General features: G+C 60.3%; 22 protein-coding genes and 7 pseudogenes. 28 read left to right on the forward strand and 1 reads right to left on the reverse strand.

Annotated elements, in window-relative coordinates:
* The first annotated feature begins 58 nt into the window (after positions 1 to 58).
* The 14 genes and pseudogenes from gpM to ACSMDR_RS07180 all read left to right on the forward strand — a co-directional run bounded on the left by gpM (position 59) and on the right by ACSMDR_RS07180 (position 5,475).
* A pseudogene (gene gpM / locus ACSMDR_RS07115) lies at positions 59 to 776 on the forward strand (phage terminase small subunit).
* 114 nt (positions 777 to 890) lie between these two features.
* On the forward strand, positions 891 to 1,346 hold the full coding sequence (locus ACSMDR_RS07120; RefSeq protein WP_436467757.1) for a head completion/stabilization protein: 456 nt from the start codon (positions 891 to 893) through the stop codon (positions 1,344 to 1,346).
* On the forward strand, positions 1,346 to 1,549 hold the full coding sequence (locus ACSMDR_RS07125) for a tail protein X (RefSeq protein WP_392445334.1): 204 nt from the start codon (positions 1,346 to 1,348) through the stop codon (positions 1,547 to 1,549). The genes ACSMDR_RS07120 and ACSMDR_RS07125 overlap by 1 nt, the downstream gene beginning before the upstream one ends.
* 2 nt (positions 1,550 to 1,551) lie before the next feature.
* Positions 1,552 to 1,781 (forward strand): annotated as a pseudogene (locus ACSMDR_RS07130) (TraR/DksA C4-type zinc finger protein).
* Between the two features lie 9 nt (positions 1,782 to 1,790).
* Positions 1,791 to 1,877: pseudogene (locus ACSMDR_RS07135) on the forward strand (hypothetical protein); the annotation flags it as partial.
* Positions 1,878 to 1,932: 55 nt separating this feature from the next.
* Positions 1,933 to 2,259 carry a hypothetical protein gene (locus ACSMDR_RS07140; RefSeq protein ID WP_436468249.1) on the forward strand — a complete coding sequence of 109 codons (327 nt, stop codon included), beginning with the start codon at positions 1,933 to 1,935 and terminating at the stop codon, positions 2,257 to 2,259.
* 411 nt (positions 2,260 to 2,670) lie between these two features.
* Positions 2,671 to 3,246: pseudogene (locus ACSMDR_RS07145) on the forward strand (N-acetylmuramidase domain-containing protein).
* Complete coding sequence (locus tag ACSMDR_RS07150; RefSeq protein ID WP_436467758.1) at positions 3,158 to 3,376, forward strand: N-acetylmuramidase domain-containing protein; 219 nt, start codon at positions 3,158 to 3,160, stop codon at positions 3,374 to 3,376. Before ACSMDR_RS07145 ends, ACSMDR_RS07150 begins: the two are co-directional and overlap by 89 nt.
* A 446-nt stretch (positions 3,377 to 3,822) precedes the next feature.
* Positions 3,823 to 4,146, forward strand: coding sequence for a hypothetical protein (locus tag ACSMDR_RS07155; protein ID WP_436467759.1), 324 nt, complete (start codon positions 3,823 to 3,825; stop codon positions 4,144 to 4,146).
* Positions 4,147 to 4,217: 71 nt separating this feature from the next.
* A pseudogene (locus ACSMDR_RS07160) lies at positions 4,218 to 4,311 on the forward strand (hypothetical protein); the annotation flags it as partial.
* Positions 4,309 to 4,431: a hypothetical protein gene (locus ACSMDR_RS07165; RefSeq protein ID WP_436468216.1), complete on the forward strand. Its 123-nt coding sequence runs from the start codon at positions 4,309 to 4,311 to the stop codon at positions 4,429 to 4,431. The pseudogene ACSMDR_RS07160 and the gene ACSMDR_RS07165, both read left to right, overlap by 3 nt.
* Positions 4,432 to 4,559: 128 nt before the next feature.
* Positions 4,560 to 4,703 (forward strand): phage tail protein, encoded by a 144-nt coding sequence (locus tag ACSMDR_RS07170; RefSeq protein ID WP_436468217.1) that lies wholly within the window; start codon positions 4,560 to 4,562, stop codon positions 4,701 to 4,703.
* 4 nt (positions 4,704 to 4,707) lie between these two features.
* Complete coding sequence (locus ACSMDR_RS07175) at positions 4,708 to 5,028, forward strand: hypothetical protein (RefSeq protein WP_436467760.1); 321 nt, start codon at positions 4,708 to 4,710, stop codon at positions 5,026 to 5,028.
* Positions 5,029 to 5,052: 24 nt separating this feature from the next.
* The gene (locus ACSMDR_RS07180; protein WP_436468218.1) at positions 5,053 to 5,475 is read left to right on the forward strand and encodes a phage virion morphogenesis family protein; all 423 of its coding nucleotides are present in this window, start codon (positions 5,053 to 5,055) and stop codon (positions 5,473 to 5,475) included.
* Here the strand turns inward: ACSMDR_RS07180 and ACSMDR_RS07185 are convergent.
* Positions 5,414 to 5,833 (reverse strand): hypothetical protein, encoded by a 420-nt coding sequence (locus ACSMDR_RS07185; protein ID WP_436467761.1) that lies wholly within the window; start codon positions 5,831 to 5,833, stop codon positions 5,414 to 5,416. The two genes, ACSMDR_RS07180 and ACSMDR_RS07185, sit on opposite strands and share 62 nt — an antisense overlap.
* A 38-nt stretch (positions 5,834 to 5,871) precedes the next feature.
* Here ACSMDR_RS07185 and ACSMDR_RS07190 point away from each other — a divergent pair, with 38 nt between their 5' ends.
* From ACSMDR_RS07190 to ACSMDR_RS07255, 14 genes and pseudogenes are all read left to right on the forward strand, one after another.
* Positions 5,872 to 5,949, forward strand: coding sequence for a hypothetical protein (locus tag ACSMDR_RS07190; protein WP_436468219.1), 78 nt, complete (start codon positions 5,872 to 5,874; stop codon positions 5,947 to 5,949).
* A 104-nt stretch (positions 5,950 to 6,053) separates the two neighbouring features.
* Positions 6,054 to 6,146 (forward strand): annotated as a pseudogene (locus ACSMDR_RS07195) (GPW/gp25 family protein); the annotation flags it as partial.
* Between the two features lie 151 nt (positions 6,147 to 6,297).
* Positions 6,298 to 7,202 (forward strand): annotated as a pseudogene (locus ACSMDR_RS07200) (baseplate J/gp47 family protein).
* On the forward strand, positions 7,199 to 7,831 hold the full coding sequence (locus ACSMDR_RS07205; protein ID WP_436467762.1) for a phage tail protein I: 633 nt from the start codon (positions 7,199 to 7,201) through the stop codon (positions 7,829 to 7,831). The pseudogene ACSMDR_RS07200 and the gene ACSMDR_RS07205 overlap by 4 nt, the downstream one beginning before the upstream one ends.
* Positions 7,828 to 8,946, forward strand: coding sequence for a phage tail protein (locus ACSMDR_RS07210; RefSeq protein ID WP_436467763.1), 1,119 nt, complete (start codon positions 7,828 to 7,830; stop codon positions 8,944 to 8,946). The genes ACSMDR_RS07205 and ACSMDR_RS07210 overlap by 4 nt, the downstream gene beginning before the upstream one ends.
* A gap of 9 nt (positions 8,947 to 8,955) precedes the next feature.
* Complete coding sequence (locus tag ACSMDR_RS07215) at positions 8,956 to 9,285, forward strand: hypothetical protein (protein WP_436467764.1); 330 nt, start codon at positions 8,956 to 8,958, stop codon at positions 9,283 to 9,285.
* A complete protein-coding gene (locus tag ACSMDR_RS07220; protein WP_436467765.1) occupies positions 9,282 to 9,566 on the forward strand; it encodes a hypothetical protein in 285 nt (94 codons plus the stop codon). Before ACSMDR_RS07215 ends, ACSMDR_RS07220 begins: the two co-directional genes overlap by 4 nt.
* A gap of 194 nt (positions 9,567 to 9,760) precedes the next feature.
* Entirely contained in the window at positions 9,761 to 10,939 is a 1,179-nt protein-coding gene (locus tag ACSMDR_RS07225) for a phage tail sheath protein (protein WP_436467766.1), read from the forward strand.
* A 9-nt stretch (positions 10,940 to 10,948) separates the two neighbouring features.
* Positions 10,949 to 11,467 carry a phage major tail tube protein gene (locus tag ACSMDR_RS07230; protein WP_436467767.1) on the forward strand — a complete coding sequence of 173 codons (519 nt, stop codon included), beginning with the start codon at positions 10,949 to 10,951 and terminating at the stop codon, positions 11,465 to 11,467.
* Positions 11,468 to 11,532: 65 nt separating this feature from the next.
* On the forward strand, positions 11,533 to 11,817 hold the full coding sequence (locus ACSMDR_RS07235; RefSeq protein ID WP_436467768.1) for a phage tail assembly protein: 285 nt from the start codon (positions 11,533 to 11,535) through the stop codon (positions 11,815 to 11,817).
* An 8-nt stretch (positions 11,818 to 11,825) separates the two neighbouring features.
* Entirely contained in the window at positions 11,826 to 11,957 is a 132-nt protein-coding gene (locus ACSMDR_RS07240) for a GpE family phage tail protein (protein WP_024943529.1), read from the forward strand.
* Entirely contained in the window at positions 11,954 to 14,401 is a 2,448-nt protein-coding gene (locus ACSMDR_RS07245) for a phage tail tape measure protein (RefSeq protein ID WP_436467769.1), read from the forward strand. Before ACSMDR_RS07240 ends, ACSMDR_RS07245 begins: the two co-directional genes overlap by 4 nt.
* An 11-nt stretch (positions 14,402 to 14,412) precedes the next feature.
* Positions 14,413 to 14,904: a phage tail protein gene (locus ACSMDR_RS07250; protein WP_436467770.1), complete on the forward strand. Its 492-nt coding sequence runs from the start codon at positions 14,413 to 14,415 to the stop codon at positions 14,902 to 14,904.
* On the forward strand, positions 14,904 to 16,049 hold the full coding sequence (locus ACSMDR_RS07255; RefSeq protein WP_436467771.1) for a phage late control D family protein: 1,146 nt from the start codon (positions 14,904 to 14,906) through the stop codon (positions 16,047 to 16,049). The genes ACSMDR_RS07250 and ACSMDR_RS07255 overlap by 1 nt, the downstream gene beginning before the upstream one ends.
* The last annotated feature ends 1,030 nt before the right edge of the window (positions 16,050 to 17,079 follow it).

Genomic DNA, 17,079 nt, shown 5'->3' on the forward strand with positions numbered 1-17,079 from the left:
GCACTGGCCAGCACATCGAGCTCGTTGAACCGGCTCCGGCTGGGTAAAGGGGGAAGACATGACATCACCTGCCCGTCGCAACCGCGAACGCAAACTGGCCGCCCTGCAAGGGGCGGCCAATCCTCAGTTCGACCAACAACGCGCCAACGCCTACGAGCTGCAGTTGATGCAGTTGGCCGAACACCGCCGCACCCTCAAGGGCATCCAGAGCATCGAGCGCAAGATCGAGGCCAAGCGCCCCATGTTGGCAGTCTACAAACCCTGGATTGATGGCGTGCTGGCCGCCAACCGGGGCGGACAAGATGACGTCCTGGTGACCGTCATGCTCTGGCACCTCGACACCGGCGATCTCGAAGGGGCTTTTACCATGGCCGACTACGTGATCCGCCACGGCCTGAGCACCCCCGATCGCTACGCAGCGCACCGCCGCCACCCTGATCGCCGAAGAGGTCGCCGACACCGGCATCAAGCAGCAAGAGGCAGGCGGCCCAGCTATGGCCTGCTGTGCGCTTACCTCGAGCTGCTGACCCACTGCGACATCTTCGACCAGGTGCGCGCCAAGCTGCACAAGGCCGTGGGCCGCGCCGCACTGGCCGAAGGGTTCAAGGAGCCGCAGAGCACTATCGCCCGCCCAGCACTACCGCCGCGCCCTCGAATTGCACGACAATAAACCGCTTGAAGCGGGCATCAAGAAAGAGCTCGAAGTGCTCGAGCGTGAACTGAGCAATAAGAACTTCGTCGTCAAGCAGCCCGACGCCACTGGCGGCGGCAGCTAACCGAGCGAACCCCGCACCCTGGGCGGCTCGGGCCTGACGAATGCGTTGCGGCATACCAGACGGCCCGACCACCGCCCAACAAGCGGAATAGGAGCACCATGAGTAACGGATTCATTGCCACAGCCCCGACCGTCGCCAGATGAAGGGGTGATAGCCAACAGCCCCTTCTGGCCGGCGATCTCGCTGCCTGACCTGCGTGAAACCGTCCGGCTCGATGGCACCGTCACCACGGCCCGCCTCAAGCATGCCGTGGTCGACGCCATCACCAGCGTCAACCGGGATCTGGCGGATTGGCGCCGCGCCCGTGAGGCAGAAGGGGTCGCTACCCTGGCCGGCGTCCCGAGCGAGGTCATCGACAGCGAATCGCTGCACCTGCACAGCTACCGGCGCGCCGTCTACGCCATGACCCGAGCCAGCCTGCTCGAACGTTATACCGACTACAGCGCCACCGGTGACGGCGTCAAAGGGGCAGATGCCAAAGTCATCAGCTCGGATGACCTTTACCGGGATGCCCGTTTTGCCATTCGCGACATCCTCGGCACCACCCACAACACAGTGGAGCTGATCTAATGGAGCTGCGCAGCCAACAGGGTGACACCCTCGACCTCATCCTGTTCCGGCATTACGGCTACACAGCAGGCATCACCGAGCAAGTGCTCAACCTCAACCCCGGTTTGGCCTCGCTCGGCCCCATCATCCCGACCGGGACCCTCATCAACATGCCAGCGGCCCCCACCCAGGCCGAGCAGCCGCTGATCCAGCTATGGGACTGACCATGAGCCGCCTCGACGACGAACTCGAACGACTGGCCAACATCAGCGAGCAGCAAATCGCTGCCCGCATCCACGCCGCCCGTATCAGCGGCACCGGCCCCCACTACTGCATCGACTGCGACAGCCCAATCCCCCAGGAGCGCCGCGAGGCAATCAGGGGCTGCGAGCGCTGCACCGAGTGCCAGACCATCACGAATTTCAAACCGCTCGCCACTACGGCAGTAAACGATAGGAGAGCACGATGCCAGAACCCATTTCAGCCAGTACCGCCAATGGCGTAGCGCTCGCCCTTGCGCTGGCCTCCACCGCGCCTTGGCTCGATCCCATCATCCTGCTTGGCTCATTCGCCGGGGCACTGCTCTTTGGGCTCACCACCGAGAAGATTGCCGGACGAGTCATCCTTCTGTTTATCCGCCTTCATCTGCGGGCTGCTCGCCGCAGATTTCACCGTCCAGATGCTGACCAAGCTGCTGCCGGTAGGTATCGAGATCAACAAGGGGGTGGCCTCGGGTGCCATCGTGGCCGCAGCCAAGGTCTGGCTGAAAGGTGAAGCATGGCAATGGGCTGCGGTCTGCTTGTTGTCGATGTTGGTTGAGTTTGCGATGAACGCGATCCATTTAACCCCTGAACGCCTCGAAACCCTGTTCAGTCGCATTGGAAGGGGAAAGATGACCCCCACTAACCCCACCTACGCCATGCAAGGGGGCTGACATGTTGACCATCTATGCCATGATCTGCACCGCCATCTGCCTGCGTGTCATGTTCTTTGACAGCCGGGATGGACGCTATCAGGCTCCTTCCTGCCTGGCTGTCTTGGGTCATCTGTGTCGCCACGGCATCGGTGCCACTCCGCCATGCTGGTGTCTCGCACCATCCTCGTCCCCGACCTCGCCTCCGTCATCATCACCGCCTTCCTGCTCGACCGCCGTGTGGAGTGACGGGGGTCCGTCTACCACCTGCTGCGCAGCAAAAAGCACTACCGCACAACCGAGAGGAGGCAACCATGAGCCTGAAAAAAGGGGATACTGGTACCGCCGTGGCCGATTTGCAGCGTCGCCTGACCAAAGCCGGTTATCCGCTGGATCCCGGATGGCTGGTTTGGCGATGCCACAGAGCGCGCCCTGCTCGCCTTTCAGCGGGATTACATGATTGTCGCCATCGGTCAGGCTGGCCCCCGCACCATGGCCGCCCTGCTCGGCAGCGAGCGGGGCAACCAGTTGCGCATCGGCGACATGCAGGAAGGCGCTGACCTGCTGGGCCTGCCGCTGGCCACCATGGCCACCGTCGCCCAGGTCGAGAGCATCGGCGAGGGGTTCACCACTGACATGCGCCCCGTGGTGTTGTTTGAGCGGCACGTGTTATAAAGCAGCTCACCCAGCACTTGGGCAAGGCCACCGCCGACCAGATGGCCGCCCGTTACCCCTACTGGTCAACCCCAAGCGCGGTGGTTACGCAGGGGGCGCGGCCGAGTGGGAGCGGCTGCAACTCGCCATCAGCCTGCACCCCGGGAGGCCGCCATCGAGTCGGCAAGTTGGGGGATGTTCCAGATCATGGGCTTTCACTGGCAGGCGCTGAGGCTTCGCCTCGGCCAGCGGCTGGCAGGCCGCCATGCAGCACAGCGAGGTCGACCACCTCACCGCCCTGTGCCACTTCATCCAGCAAGACCAGGCCATGCACAAGGCCCTGCAGGGTCGTAAATGGGCCGACTTCGCCCGCCGCTACAACGGCCCGGCGTTTAAGGACAATGACTACGATACCAAGCTGGCCAAGGCATACAGCCACTTTGCCAAGGTCTACCCGGTGAAGGAGGTGGCGGATGCACATTGAAATCACTGGCAGACAGAGGGAAAACTGAACGGCTTATGGCAGCTGCAAACCAGTTTATGGCCAGGGCAGGTAGGTGGTGATTGTCTGCTGGATTTCCTGGCTTGATGACGGAATGACTGGATAAGGGGTGCCCGGGCGCGTGGGTCAACGGCGACAAATACCTGACGAAAAAACGCGGGTTTGAAGAACTCGACACCAACCACGATGCGATCGACGTTGACGAGTTCGACTTGTTTGATAACCAGAGCGTTATCAATATTCTGTCCGAATGGGTATTACTACACTACGTGAAGGCCGCCATTTAAATAACTTGAAACCAACCAACGGGTAACTCCCCATCGCCAAGTCGATGAAGATGCATCAGACCAACGTCGACACCATCATCATCACGCCCCGTCACACTCGCCATCGTGACGAACCGATTCCGATGGATTTCTGGGGATTGATTGTGCTGGCGTAACCTGCTGCGCTCCCCCCTCACATGGTTGCTGCTGGCCTTGGCCATTGCCCTGGGCGGCTGGGGCTGGTCGGCCCGCTCTGCCGCCAAGGCAGAGGGGCAGGTCACCACCCTGCAAAGCGACCTCAAGGCCGCCGACGACAAGGCCAAAGAGGCCGAGCGGCGGGAGAAGACCAAAGACGGGGTCACCATCAACACCCTCACCGGCGAGCTGACGCCCAGGCAACCGCCGCCGCCAGCTGCAACGCCAGCTCGGCGAGCTGACCACCACCGCCGCCACCCGTGCCGACACCATCAAGAGGCTCAAACGTGAAAATGCTGAACTTAAGTCTTGGGCTGATCGCCCTCTGCCTGCTCCTGCTGTCAGGCTGCTCCAGCGCCCCGCCATCACCGGCGCCGCAGATTATCAGGCTGGTCAGGTCCCGCTCCGGCCCCCTGCCAGCTGCCGCCGGCCGGCCCCCTCAATAACGGCGACCTGCTCGACCTGCTGACCCAGACCGAGGCCGCCTGGGCAACCTGCGCCGCCAAGGTCGATACGTCATCGCCTGCCAGCAACGGCACCAGAACAAGGGAGGGCTGGAAAAGCCGCAATCCGTGACGTACTGACCCGCTGCTGCCGCAACTGGCGCAAGACCAACCCGGACAAGCTGATATTCGTCGTACCCGGGCAACGTCGGTTGCCACCGGCGCCCGTCACTCTCGTTTGAGTGGCAATACCCGCTCACCATCGGCATCATCGACTTTGCCGGCCACCCGGATCAGCTGGTCGTGCCCCTGCTGGCATGGCTGCGCCAACACCAGCCCGAGCTGATGACCAACCCGACAAGCGGAAAACGCCATCAAGGTTCGAGTCTGAACTGCAGCCAATGACCTGATGCGACCTCATCATCACCGTCAAGCTGACCGAGCGGGTCAGGGTCTGGCAGAAGAAGAGGGGATCGGCTGGCAGCACCTGCCGGAACCGCCGGAAGACCCCTATGACGGCATCACCTGGGAACTCTTCATCAAACGGGGGCAATCAGCCATGGCCGCCGACGCCCTCCAGCAACCGCCTGACCATTGGGCCGCCGCCTGCTCCAGCAACTCAGCGCCCCGCCGTCAGTTGGCAAAAGAGGCTGAGATGGCCCGCACCATGCGGGCCAGCCAGGCCCAGCGGATCCGCGCCAACAAACAGCCGGATACCACACCACCATGACCCCGCGCAAGCCACAGCCCAAGGCTGAAGAATCGCCGGGGCGCACCTTCGCCGCAAGATGTTCATCAAGGTGGTCAAGCCTGCACCTGGCTCAAGGCCCGCGCCAGTCAAACAGCAGGCCGTGCGTTGAATTTGTCGGCACCGCCAACCGACTCGCCACCATCCACCACTACGGCCTCAAAGACCGCATCAAGGGGCAAAGATATCCAATACCCAGAGCGTCAACTGCTGGGCATCACCGACGCCGACATTGACCGCGTTGAAGACGCCCTGCTTAAACACCTCACCAAGCGCGGGTGTGTAGCGCCGCCTCATTGTGTAAAGCCGCCGCTGGTCAGCGCAAACGACGCCGCTACACACTGGCCCCCTCATGAACATCATCGAGCTACTCAGCAAAATCGACAACCTGATCCGCATCGGCACCGTGACCGAAGTGAGATCCGGTGAATGCCGCGTCAAAACCAAGGGCAACCACACCAACTGGCGGCCCTATCTGGTGCTGCGTGCTGGTCGCACCCGCCGCCGTCACCGCCTGAGTGTCGGCGAGCAAGTCATCCTGTTCAGTCAGCGGTGACCTGCGCAATGCGTACATCATCGGCTCACTCAACGCCACCACCCAGAGCCGCTGGCCGACGATGACAACGACGATCTCGATGGCGTCGAATACCCAGATGGCGCGGTCATCGAATACAACCCGACCACCGGTGAACTCACCGCCACCGGCATCAAAACTGCCACCATCACCGCCAGCGTGGCGGTCAAGCTGATCACCCCGCTGGTTGCCGAGGCGCTCAGAACTGCTCAAGGCCAACCGCGTCGCAAAATTACAGCGAAACCGCCAAGGTGGGCAACATTGAGGTCACCACCCACAAGCACAGCGGCGTCAGCACTGGCGGCGGCACCACAGGGGGCCCGGCATGAACTGGCAGGGCATGAATGCCGCCAATGGCCGCGCCATCAGCGCCACCGACCACATCCTGCAATCGGTGCGCGACATCCTCATCACCCCCATCGGCACCCGCGTCATGCGCCGCGACTACGGCAGCGAGATATTCAGCCTCATCGATCAGCCCCAGCACGGCGCAACCCGCCTGCGCCTGATGGCCGCCACCGTGCAGGCGCTCACCCTCTGGGAGCCGCGTATCCGCATCACCAAAGTCGATGTGGAGCGGCGGCATGGATGGCTCATGACTGATCAAGTTGACTGGCAGCGAAGAATGGCGGCGCCCCTGAATCAGCAAGCATCACCATCCCCACAGGAGCCGCCAATTGAGCAACGTGGATTTAACCCAGTTCCCGCCGCCATCGGCGGCGGAAAAACCCTCGACTTCGAAACTATCCTGGCCGAACGCAAGGCCACCCCGAGGATCGGCTACTACCCGGCAGACCAGCAGGCGGCCATCGCCGCCACCCTGGCGCTCGAATCCGAGCCCATCACCAAGCTGCTGCAAGAGAATGCCTATCGTGAGCTGATCTTGCGCCAGCGTATCAACGATGCCGCCGTCGCCAACATGCTGGCGTGGGCCAAGGGGGGTGACCTCGACAACCTGGTGGCAAACTGGAACGTCACCCGCCTCACCATCCAGCCGGGTGATGACACCGCCACCCCGCCGGTGCCCGAAATCAAGGAAGATGACGAGGCGCTGATCCTGCGCGCTCTGATGGCGTGGGATGGCCTCAGCGTCGCCGGTCCCACCGGGGCCTATGAGTATTTCGCCCTCTCTGCCGATGGCAAGGTGGCCGATGCCAAAGGCTCCAGCCCATCGGGCGCCGTGGCCATCGTCACCATCCTCAGCACCGAGGGGGACGGCACCGCCGACGCGGCGCTGATTGCTAAGGTGGATAAGGCGCTGAGCCACGAAGACCGCCGCCCGGTTGCCGACCGGCTCACCGTGCAGAGCTCCGGTATCATCCACTACACCATCAACGCCCAGCTGCACATCGACAGCCAGGGGGCCGAGGCCGAGGTGATCCTTCAAGCCGCCCGCGCCCAGCTCGCCGCCTTCATCAACCCACGCCGCCGAATCGGGGTCGAGGTGCCGCGTTCTGCCATTGATGCCGTCCTCCATGTGCAGGGCGTGCGCAAGGTCGACCTGATTGGCTGGGCAGACATCACCCCCAGCGCTTCCCAGGCCGCCTACTGCACCGGCTTCACCGTGGAGCGGGCGCCATGAGTTCCATCCTGCCACCCAGCACCAGTCGCACCGAACGCCACTTGGCCACGGCAGGCGCCTACGCCCAGCAGTTGCCGATCCCATTTCGTTCGCTCTGGTCACCCTGGACCTGCCCCGCTCACCTGCTGCCCTATCTGGCCGCCAGCTGGAGCGTCGACCGCTGGGATGAAAGCTGGCCGGAGAACACCAAACGCCAGGTCATCGCCAACAGCTACTTCGTACACAGCCGCAAGGGCACAATCGGCGCCATTCGCCGGGTGGTCGAACCGCTCGGCTATCTGATCAAGGTGCTGGAGTGGTGGCAAGAGACCCCGACCGCCACGCCAGGCACTTTCAAGCTCGACATCGGCGTGCTCGACACCGGCATCACCGAAGCCATGTATCAGGAGCTGGAACGGCTGATCGCCGACGCCAAACCCATGACCCGCCACCTGACGGGCCTTGCCATCAGCATGGAAACCCGTGGCCCGCTTTATCTGGGGGCAGCCTGTTACCTGGGCGACGAGCTGACCATTTATCCCTATAGCCCCGAAGCCATCGAGATCCGTGGCCGACAGTGGCACGGCGGCGCACTGCACACCCTCGACACCATGACCATTCAACCGCAACCGACAGGAGGTGCCGCTTGAGCGCCATCTATTTCGCCATTCCCACCAATGCGGGTCAGGCCAAAATCGCCAACGCCATCGCACTGGGCGTGCCACTGAAAATTACCCACATGGCCGTCGGCGATGGTAACGGCCAACCAGTCACGCCAAACGCAACCCAGACTGCTCTGGTAGGGGAAAGACGCCGCGCCCCGCTCAACACCCTGTTTCAAGACCCCTTGAACCAGTCGCAACTGGTGGCCGAGCAGATCCTCCCGGAAGATGTCGGCGATTGGTGGATCCGAGAAGCCGGTATTTATTCGGAAGATGGCACCCTGATCGCCATCGCCAATACCCCCGAAACCTATAAGCCGCTGCTGAGCAGTGGTGCCGGCCGCACCCAGGTTATCCGCATGGTGCTGATCGTTAGCGACACCAGTGCCGTCCAACTCAAGATTGACCCGTCCGTGGTGCTGGCTACGCGCAAATATGTCGATGATGTGATGGCAACACATAAACTCAGCCGGGATCACCCGGATGCCAGCGAAACGGCCAAAGGCTTCACCAGCTTGGCCACCCAGGTACAAGTCAATGAAACCGTCCCTGCCAATCAGAAAGATGATGTGGTGGTGACAGTGAAAAAGCTGTGGGGATGGGTCAAGCAGGCCAGTGAAACCGTGCTCGGTATGATGAAGGTGGCGACGCAGGCGCAAACCGAAGCGGGGACGGCGGATAACGTGGCTGTAACGCCGAAAAAACTGGTAGACCACTACAAACGATCAAACATTCTTGGCGCAGTGTTGCAATCTGCCGGTGTACCTACCGGCGCCATTATCGAATATGGCAGCAATGCTAACGGCGAGTACATAAAGCTGGCCGGTGGCACGTTGATTTGCGCCTTTATAACAAACGGGAACCTTACATCGAGTCAACCAGATGGGGCTCACTCCGCGATGGTACCGTGGACTTTCCCTATCCCTTTTGCCTCCACTCCGACGAGTGTGGCGGTGACGCATTCCGCATCAAGTAAGCTGATGTTCACTGCTGGCCACCCAGGCATATTCCCTACTTCACTAACCACGTATGCCTGCTCCATGATCGCTTTCACCGGTCTGCCTGTGACGAGTCGGCATGTAGCCATCGGTCGTTGGTACTAAGGACTCCACATGAAAATAAAACTCTCCCCGGTATTTGGTGACGAGCCGCTGGTTGCCCGTGTGACTGGCGATGTGCTGACCGTGAACAGTGTTGCACTGGATTTTTCACCCATGCAGGAAGGCGCCTCACTGCCCGCTGAGGCGGTCGGTAACCCATGGGTGATTGCTGACGCCGTGACGCGCCACGCCGGGGAAATTTGCTTGACCCTGCGCTTGCCCTGCGTACCGACATCGCCTTACGAAACCCGCTTTCCTACGGCCTATAACGTGCCGATAGCGGTGAGCAATGGCATCGTCCCGCTACCGCCCTATAAATCGAGCGAGGAGGCTTTAGCGTGAGCACTATCGATTGGGGCCAAACCATCACGCCCACCATGCACGCAGTCGAGCGTGCAGTAAACGCAAGGACACAGCGCGATACCTGCATAGCGTCAGCCATGTGGATAGTTGAACGTCATCGTGGGCAAGTTCAGTTGGGGGGCAAGACCAGTATTACCCCTGAGCAGTACACCGAACTGCTCACCTACCAGCAAGCCCTGCGCGACTGGCCCACGAGAGTAGGCTGGCCAGAAATCAGCATGCCACCTGAACCAGATTGGCTAACCGATTTGAAAAAATAATTTACACCCCGCCCAGTGCGGGGTGTTTCGTTGCTGCCGTCCATCACCGCCTTGTCACCGCCCATCCAGTGTATCCACGACAGATACACTGGCCGCCGCTCGCCTGCTATCCCCTGCCCCTGCATCCTGACCCTGCTCACATCACCTTGCATTACCTACGCAAAGAATGCTCCGTCCGGACAACAGGAGAACCTATGGCACTGGACCAATTTCACCACGGCGTGCGCGTCGTGGAAGCCAACGAGGGCACCCGCACCATCCGCACCGTCGCCACGGCGGTGATCGGCATGGTCTGCACCAGCGAAGACGCGGACGCCACCTACTTCCCCCTCGACAAACCCGTGTTGATTGCCAACCTGCCAGCAGCCATTGCCAAAGCAGGCAGCGAGGGCAACCTCAAAAAATCGCTGCAAACCATCTATGACACCGTCAACACCATCGTCATCGTGGTTCGGGTCGCACCAGGTGCCGATGCAGCAGAACTGACCAGCAACATCATCGGCACCATCAAGCCCGATGGCAGCTATACCGGCCTCAAGGCGCTGGAGCGGGCCGCCCCGGTCACCACCGTCAAGCCCCGCATCCTTTGTGTGCCGGATAATTGCACCCTGCCCATCGCCACCGCCCTGGCGGGTGCGGCCAAGAAGCTGCGCGCCTTCGCCTATGTGCCGACCATCGCCGACACCGTCGAAGCGGCGCTGGCCTACCGCGAGAACTTCTCCAGCCGCGAACTGATGCCTATCCACGGCGACTGGATCGCCTGGGACACCACCGCCAATGCCAGCATCAAGCTCGATGCCTGCCTCAAGGCGGCCGCCCTGCGGGCATTCATCGACAAAGAGATCGGCTGGCACAAGACCCTGTCCAACGTCGGCGTGACCGGGGTCGACGGCATGACCAAGACCCTGTTCTGGGATCTGCAAGACCCCGATACCGAGGTCGGCCTGCTCAACGCCAACGAAATCACCGCCCTCATCCGGGCGGACGGCTTCCGTTACTGGGGCAACCGCACCTGTTCGGACGATCCCCTGTTCGCCTTCGAGAACTACACCCGCACCGCCCAGATCCTGGCCGACACAATGGCCGAGGCGCACATGTGGGCCGTCGACAAGCCCATGACCCCCACCCTGGTGAAAGACATCATCGAGGGCATCAAGGCCAAGGGACGCGAACTGGTCACCGGCGGGTACCTGCTCGGCTTCGACTGCTGGTACAACGAGGAGCTCAACGACAAAGACACCCTCAAGGCTGGCAAGCTGCGCATCGATTACGACTACACCCCGGTACCGCCGCTCGAAGACCTCGGCTTCCAGCAGCGCATCACCGATTCCTACCTGATCGACTTTGGCGCCCGCGTCGCGGCCGCCGCATAAGGAGCCCCCATGGCACTGCCACGCAAAATCAAACGCCTGAACGTCTTCCTCAATGGCGACAACTGGGTCGGTGAAGCGGAAGACTTCACCCCGGCCAAGCTCTCCCGCAAGTTCGAAGCCTATCGCGGCGGCGGCATGGGCGGCGCCGTCAATGTCGACATGGGACTGGATGACAGCGCCCTTGACGTCTCCTTCACCTTTGGCGGCTACGGCGACCAGCTCCTGCGCTGCATGGGTGAACCCAAAGCTGACGGCACCAGCCTGCGCTTTGCGGGTTCAACCCAACGTGATGACACCGGTGAAGTCATGGCCGTCGAAATCGTCTGTCGTGGCCGCTTCAAAGAGCTCGACCGGGGAACCCTCAAGGCGGGCGACAACACCCAGGCCAAGGTCAGCATGGTCAACACCTACTACAAGGAGACCGTCAACGGCCAGGTGGTGCATGAGATTGACCTGATCAACATGGTCGAAATCGGCCCCGACGGCGTCGACCTCATGGCCGAACACCGCAAAGCCATCGGCCTCTAACCCATCCAACAACCCAACGGGCGGCCATGCCGCCCGTCACCACATCAACATCAGGAACAAACACCATGGACAACAAGACAGTCACCCTCGATACCCCGATCCAACGCGGCGAAAGCACCATCACAGAGCTGACCATCCGCAGCCCCCAAAAAGCGGGCCACCTGCGCGGCCTCAACACCATGGACATCGTGCAGATGAACGTCGACACCCTCATCAAACTGCTGCCACGCATCACCGAACTGAGTGAAACCGAAGTGGCAGACATGGCTCCGGCTGACCTGCTCAAGGCCGGGGTAGTGGTGGTCGGTTTTTTGATGGGCTCGCAGCAGGAGGCTTACCTCACTGCATAGATGACCTGATGGCCGAGATTGCCATCATCGCCCACTGGCCGCCGTCCGAGATGGCGGCCATGGAAATCAGCGAGCTGATGGGCTGGCACCAACGCCTCGTTGAGACTCACAACCGCATCAACGGGGCCGAAGAACAATGAACCCTCTCAAACTTCAAATCCTGCTCGGGGCGGTCGACAAGCTCACCGCCCCCCTCAAAGCAGTCAGCGGCCAGAGCCGCCTCACCGCCAAAGACTTGGTCGACACCAAGAAAAAAATCCGCGACCTCGAAACCCAAGCGGGTCAAATCGAAGGTTACAAAACGCTGGGTGCCCAGATTGGTGCGACCAAAGCTAAGTTAAAGCAGGCCGAGGGGTCGTTCAGCGAACTGCAACGCAAGATTGCCGATACCCCCAAGCCAACCCGGCTGATGATCAATGAGTTCAACAAGGCCGAAAAAGCCTTCAACCAGCTCAAGACTAAACAGGGGGAGATGATCACCCGTCACGGTCAGATGGGTGATGCGATGCGTAAGACTGGCATCAACACCGGTAACCTCAGTGAAAGCCAGCGCCGCCTAAAAACAGACTTGGCCGCAGCCAACACCGTGCTCGACTCTCAGCGAACCAAACTGGGCCAACTGGCCGACCAGCAAAAGCGCCTCAACCAGGTAAAAGCCAACTACCGGAAAACCCAAGAACTGCGCGGCCAGATCGCGGGCCACGGTGCAACCGCTCTTGCCACTGGTACAGCAGTGGGAATGACAACGTTGAAACCTGTCATCGAATTCGCTAGAGCCGAAACATCAGTCGTTGACCTCAAGGTGTCCATGATGGGCAAAGGCGGCCAAGTGCGGCAGGAGTTCCAAGCCATCAGCGATCTGGCCACTAAGCTCGGCAACAAACTGCCGGGCACCACAGCCGACTTCCAGAACATGATGAGCACGCTGATCCAGCAGGGTATGAGCGCCAAATCCATCTTGGGAGGTCTGGGCGAAGCGACCGCCTATCTCGGCGTGCAGTTGAAAATGCCGTTCGACCAAGCGGCGCTGTTTGCGGCCAAGCTGCAAGACGCCACCGGCACCGCCGAGAAAGACATGATGGGGCTGATGGATACCATCCAGCGCTCGTTTTACCTCGGCGTTGACAGCGGCAACATGCTGGGCGCCTTCACCAAACTCACCCCAGCAATGGGCATATTGCGCAAGTCAGGGCTTGAGGCAGCCAAAGTGCTGGCCCCGCTGGTCATCATGGCCGATCAGGCTGGCATGGCGGGTGAGTCATCAGGGAACGCCTACCGCAAAGTTTTCCAGATGAGTATGAACACCGGCAAGATTGCCAAAGCCACAAAAGGCACCGGGTTGAAGCTGAATTTCACCGACGGCAAGGGGGAATTCGCAGGGATGGAGAACATGTTTGCGCAGCTCGCCAAGCTGAAGGGGGTGAACACCGAGCGCCGCCTGCAAGTCCTGAAGGGCATCTACGGCGACGATGCTGAAACATTGCAGGTGCTGGAGCTGATCATCAGCAAAGGTATGGACGGCTACCGAGCCACCCAGAAGAAAATGGCAGACCAAGCCGCCCTGCAAGAGCGGGTCAATGCACAGCTCGGAACCCTGGGCAGCTTGTGGGATGCCGCCACTGGTACCTTCACCAACGCCATGGTCAATTTTGGTGAAGCGATAGCGCCAGAGATTAAAGCCATCACCCAGTGGATAGGTGACCTGTCCGAGCGCCTCGGCAACTGGGCAAAGAAAAACCCTGAACTATCCAACACCCTGATGAAGATTGGCGCCATTGTGTCGGTCGTCACCATCGCATTCGGTGGCCTGTCACTGGCAGTCGCCGCCCTGCTTGGCCCTATGGCAATCATGAAACTGACGTTCGGGATCTTGGGGGTCACTTTTGGCGGCATGCTCGGGGCGATCACCGCGGTGTTGGTGCCCATCGCAGCCTTGATCGCGCTGGGTATTGCTATCGTCAAATTCTGGGAACCCATCAGCGCATTTTTCAGCGGGCTATGGCAGGGCATCATGACCGGGCTGGCTCCCGTCTTTGAGGCCTTCAAACCGTTCGCCCCGCTGATTGATGGCATCGGCACCGGGGTTAAAGCGCTATCAGGTTGGTTTGGCGACCTGCTCGAACCACTCAAGTTCTCCAAGGAAACGCTGGAAGGGTTCGGCAGTGCCGGCCAGTTCGTCGGCCGCATCCTGGGCGAAGCCTTCAACCTGGCCCTCACCCCGCTCAAGGCTTTCCTGAAAGGGATCGAATGGCTGCTCGAATCGCTCGGCATCCTCGAAACCAAGAAAATCCCGAAGTTCGATATTCCGACAGCCAACACGCCAGGCTATCTGAATGGCAACTTTGGGACCCCGGCACTTTCCTCGGCTTACACCTACGGGACTGGACCCCGCATTGTAGAAACGCCACAAATAAAGCCCAGAGCCAACACAACCATCAACAGTCAGCCGTTCTACCAGCTCACCGTTAACGCCGCACCAGGGATGGATGAATCACGAGTGGCCTCGATTGCCCTAGACAAAATCAGAGAGCAAGAACGCGCCAACAAAACGCTTGGCCGTGCCGGTTTCAGTGATCGCAACTAAGGAGAAACGCCATGATGATGACCTTGGGCTGGTTCGTGTTTATGCGCTCGACCCTCGCCCCCCTCTCACAACAAGACGACCGGGCATGGCGCCATCCGGGCAATAACCGGATCGGTGCTCGCCCGGGCTATCAGTACCTCGGCCCGGATGACGAAACCACCACCTTCAGCGGGGTGTTACTCCCCGAGCTGACCGGCGGCCCCGTCTCCCTCGATATGCTCAACCAGATGGGCGACAGCGGCCAGGCCTTCCCCCTGATCCAGGGCGACGGCGTGATGCGCGGCTCCTTCGTGATCGAGGGTATCAGCACCACCAGGAGCGAGTTCTTTGCCGATGGCACCGCCCGAAAAATCGAGTTCACCATCAAGCTCAAGCGGGTCGATGACAACGACAGCTCCCTCGGCAACACCCTGCTGGGCCGCACCGCGGGCAACCTGTTCGGCCGCCTAGGGGTGGGTAAGCTGATGGGCAGTGTCGGCAACAAACTCGGGGGGCTGTTCTGATGGCTGATGTACTGCAAGGTGAATTGAACCGCTTCCGTGGCCAGATCGACGCCCTGCGCCAAGGCCATCCGGTACCGGCTTACCAGGTGCTGGTTGATGGCCGTGACATCTCGGCCGCCATCCGCCCGCGCCTGATGTCGATGACCATCACCGACAACCGGGGCTTTTCGGCCGACACTATCGAAATCACCCTCGATGACAGCGATGGCCAGCTCGACATGCCACGCCGAGGGGCCACCCTTCGCGCCTTAATCGGCTGGCAGGGCAGCGCATTGGTCGACAAGGGCACTTACAAAATTGACGAGGTAGAACACAACGGCGCCCCCGATGTGCTCACCATCAGGGGCAAGTCAGCCGACTTGCGCGGCGGCATGAACAAACTACGCGAGCGCAGCTGGCATCAAACCACCATCAGCAGCATCGTCGAACAGCTCGCCGCCCCCTACCTGCTCACGCCCTGCGTCGGTGACTCACTCAAGGGGCAAATGATCGACCACATCGACCAGACCAACGAGAGCGATCTCGCCTTCCTTACCCGCCTGGCTGGCCAGTGCGATGCCATCGCCACCGTCAAATCTGCCAGACTGATGTTCATCAAGGCGGGCCAGGGCACCACCGCCAGTGGCCAGCCGCTGCCGGCCATCACCATCAGCCGCCAAGATGGCGATCAGCACAGGTTCTCTGTAGCAGACCGCGACGCTTACACCGGCGTGACCGCCTACTGGCAAGACCACAAAGCCGCCGAGAAAAAGAAAATCGAGGTGAAGCGCAAGAAGAAGACCAAGCCGAAGCCGGAACGGCCTCTGCCGCCGGGTGTCGTCGTCAACAAGAAGGAACATGAACTGCTGGTCGGGGACAGCGAGAACGTTAAAGAGCTGCGCCACGTCTATGCCAACCAGACCAACGCCATGCGGGCCGCCCGTGCAGAGTGGGAACGGATCCAGCGTGGGGTGGCCGAGTTCAACATCACCCTGGCCAAGGGACGCCCCGAGCTCTACCCGGAACAACCCACCACCGTCAGGGGTTTCAAACCCGACATCGACGCGGCTCCCTGGCTACTCACCCAGGTGGTCCATGACCTCACCAATCAGGGTTACACCAACCGCCTGCAACTCGAAGTGAAGCTGGAAGAACTGCCAGAATGAAAAATGGCGACAGAGCCTAAACTCTGCCGCCATTCTCGATCATCAAAAAAACCTGTCGCCACTTTGTCGCCATTCAAATATGCAGCTCTTTATATATATTCATAACAACATGAAAAATAAAGGAAATAACTAAAGCCAACAAGGAATCCTAAAGAGCGTAGAATTTCTTAGGCATGCTATCGATCTCGACAAGTTATTTTAAAACAGGTGAACAGTTGAAATTTATTGCCTGCCAGCGCTTGTCCCCTGGGTGATACCACCTTCTCCTGCGCCAAATTTAGCTTGCACTTAATCCCGCTCGGGCTAAGTGAGCCGGGCTGGAAACGAACAAAAATAGAGGGGCAGTCTGGGCTCGCCATGACGACGCATCGCAAGGGATGGGCATGGACAGGCTATTGGGCGGCTATGTTAGCACCATTTTCCGCTGAAAAGGGTGGCAAACGTATGCCTTTTTATCAGGAAAGCTGTTGATGAGTATCGTTTGATTCCCTTGGCCAGTGACCCGCGAGGCGCGAGGTGTTCTGCCAGCTTGCCCATCGCGCAGGGATGAAGCGCCAGAGGGCATGAGAGAAAGAAGAGGTAACTTGCGGGCAAAAAAAAGCAGGTGGAGGAAACCTCACGCCTGCTGTTTTCTCTACTTGAGCCCATGGATGTCGCCGTTGGGCCCTATCGCCTCTTAACGACGATTGACAAAGGCATTCGGATAGCTGAAGCCCTGGGTGTAGAGAGAGGGGGTAAACCAATAAGTTGCGCTACTGCCTGACATATAAACTCCTGATTGCTTAACAAGTTACGAACCTTAATGCGGGCTTTAATCCTTAAGCTGATACTCGGTTCCATGGAGGCGCACTTGCTTTGCTTCGGTTCCTTGGAGGCACTTCTCGTCGTCCTGACGGTGGTGGAGACCACGGAGGACAATTTACCAGCACCATCGCAAAACTCAATATTTTTGTGACTCAAGTCACAAAAATAAATCACCAGATTTCATAGTAACGCCAGCTTGCCAGCCTGGCCAAAGCGTGTGACGGCC

The sequence above is a fragment of the Aeromonas molluscorum genome (assembly GCF_051376105.1).
GTDB lineage: Bacteria > Pseudomonadota > Gammaproteobacteria > Enterobacterales > Aeromonadaceae > Aeromonas > Aeromonas molluscorum.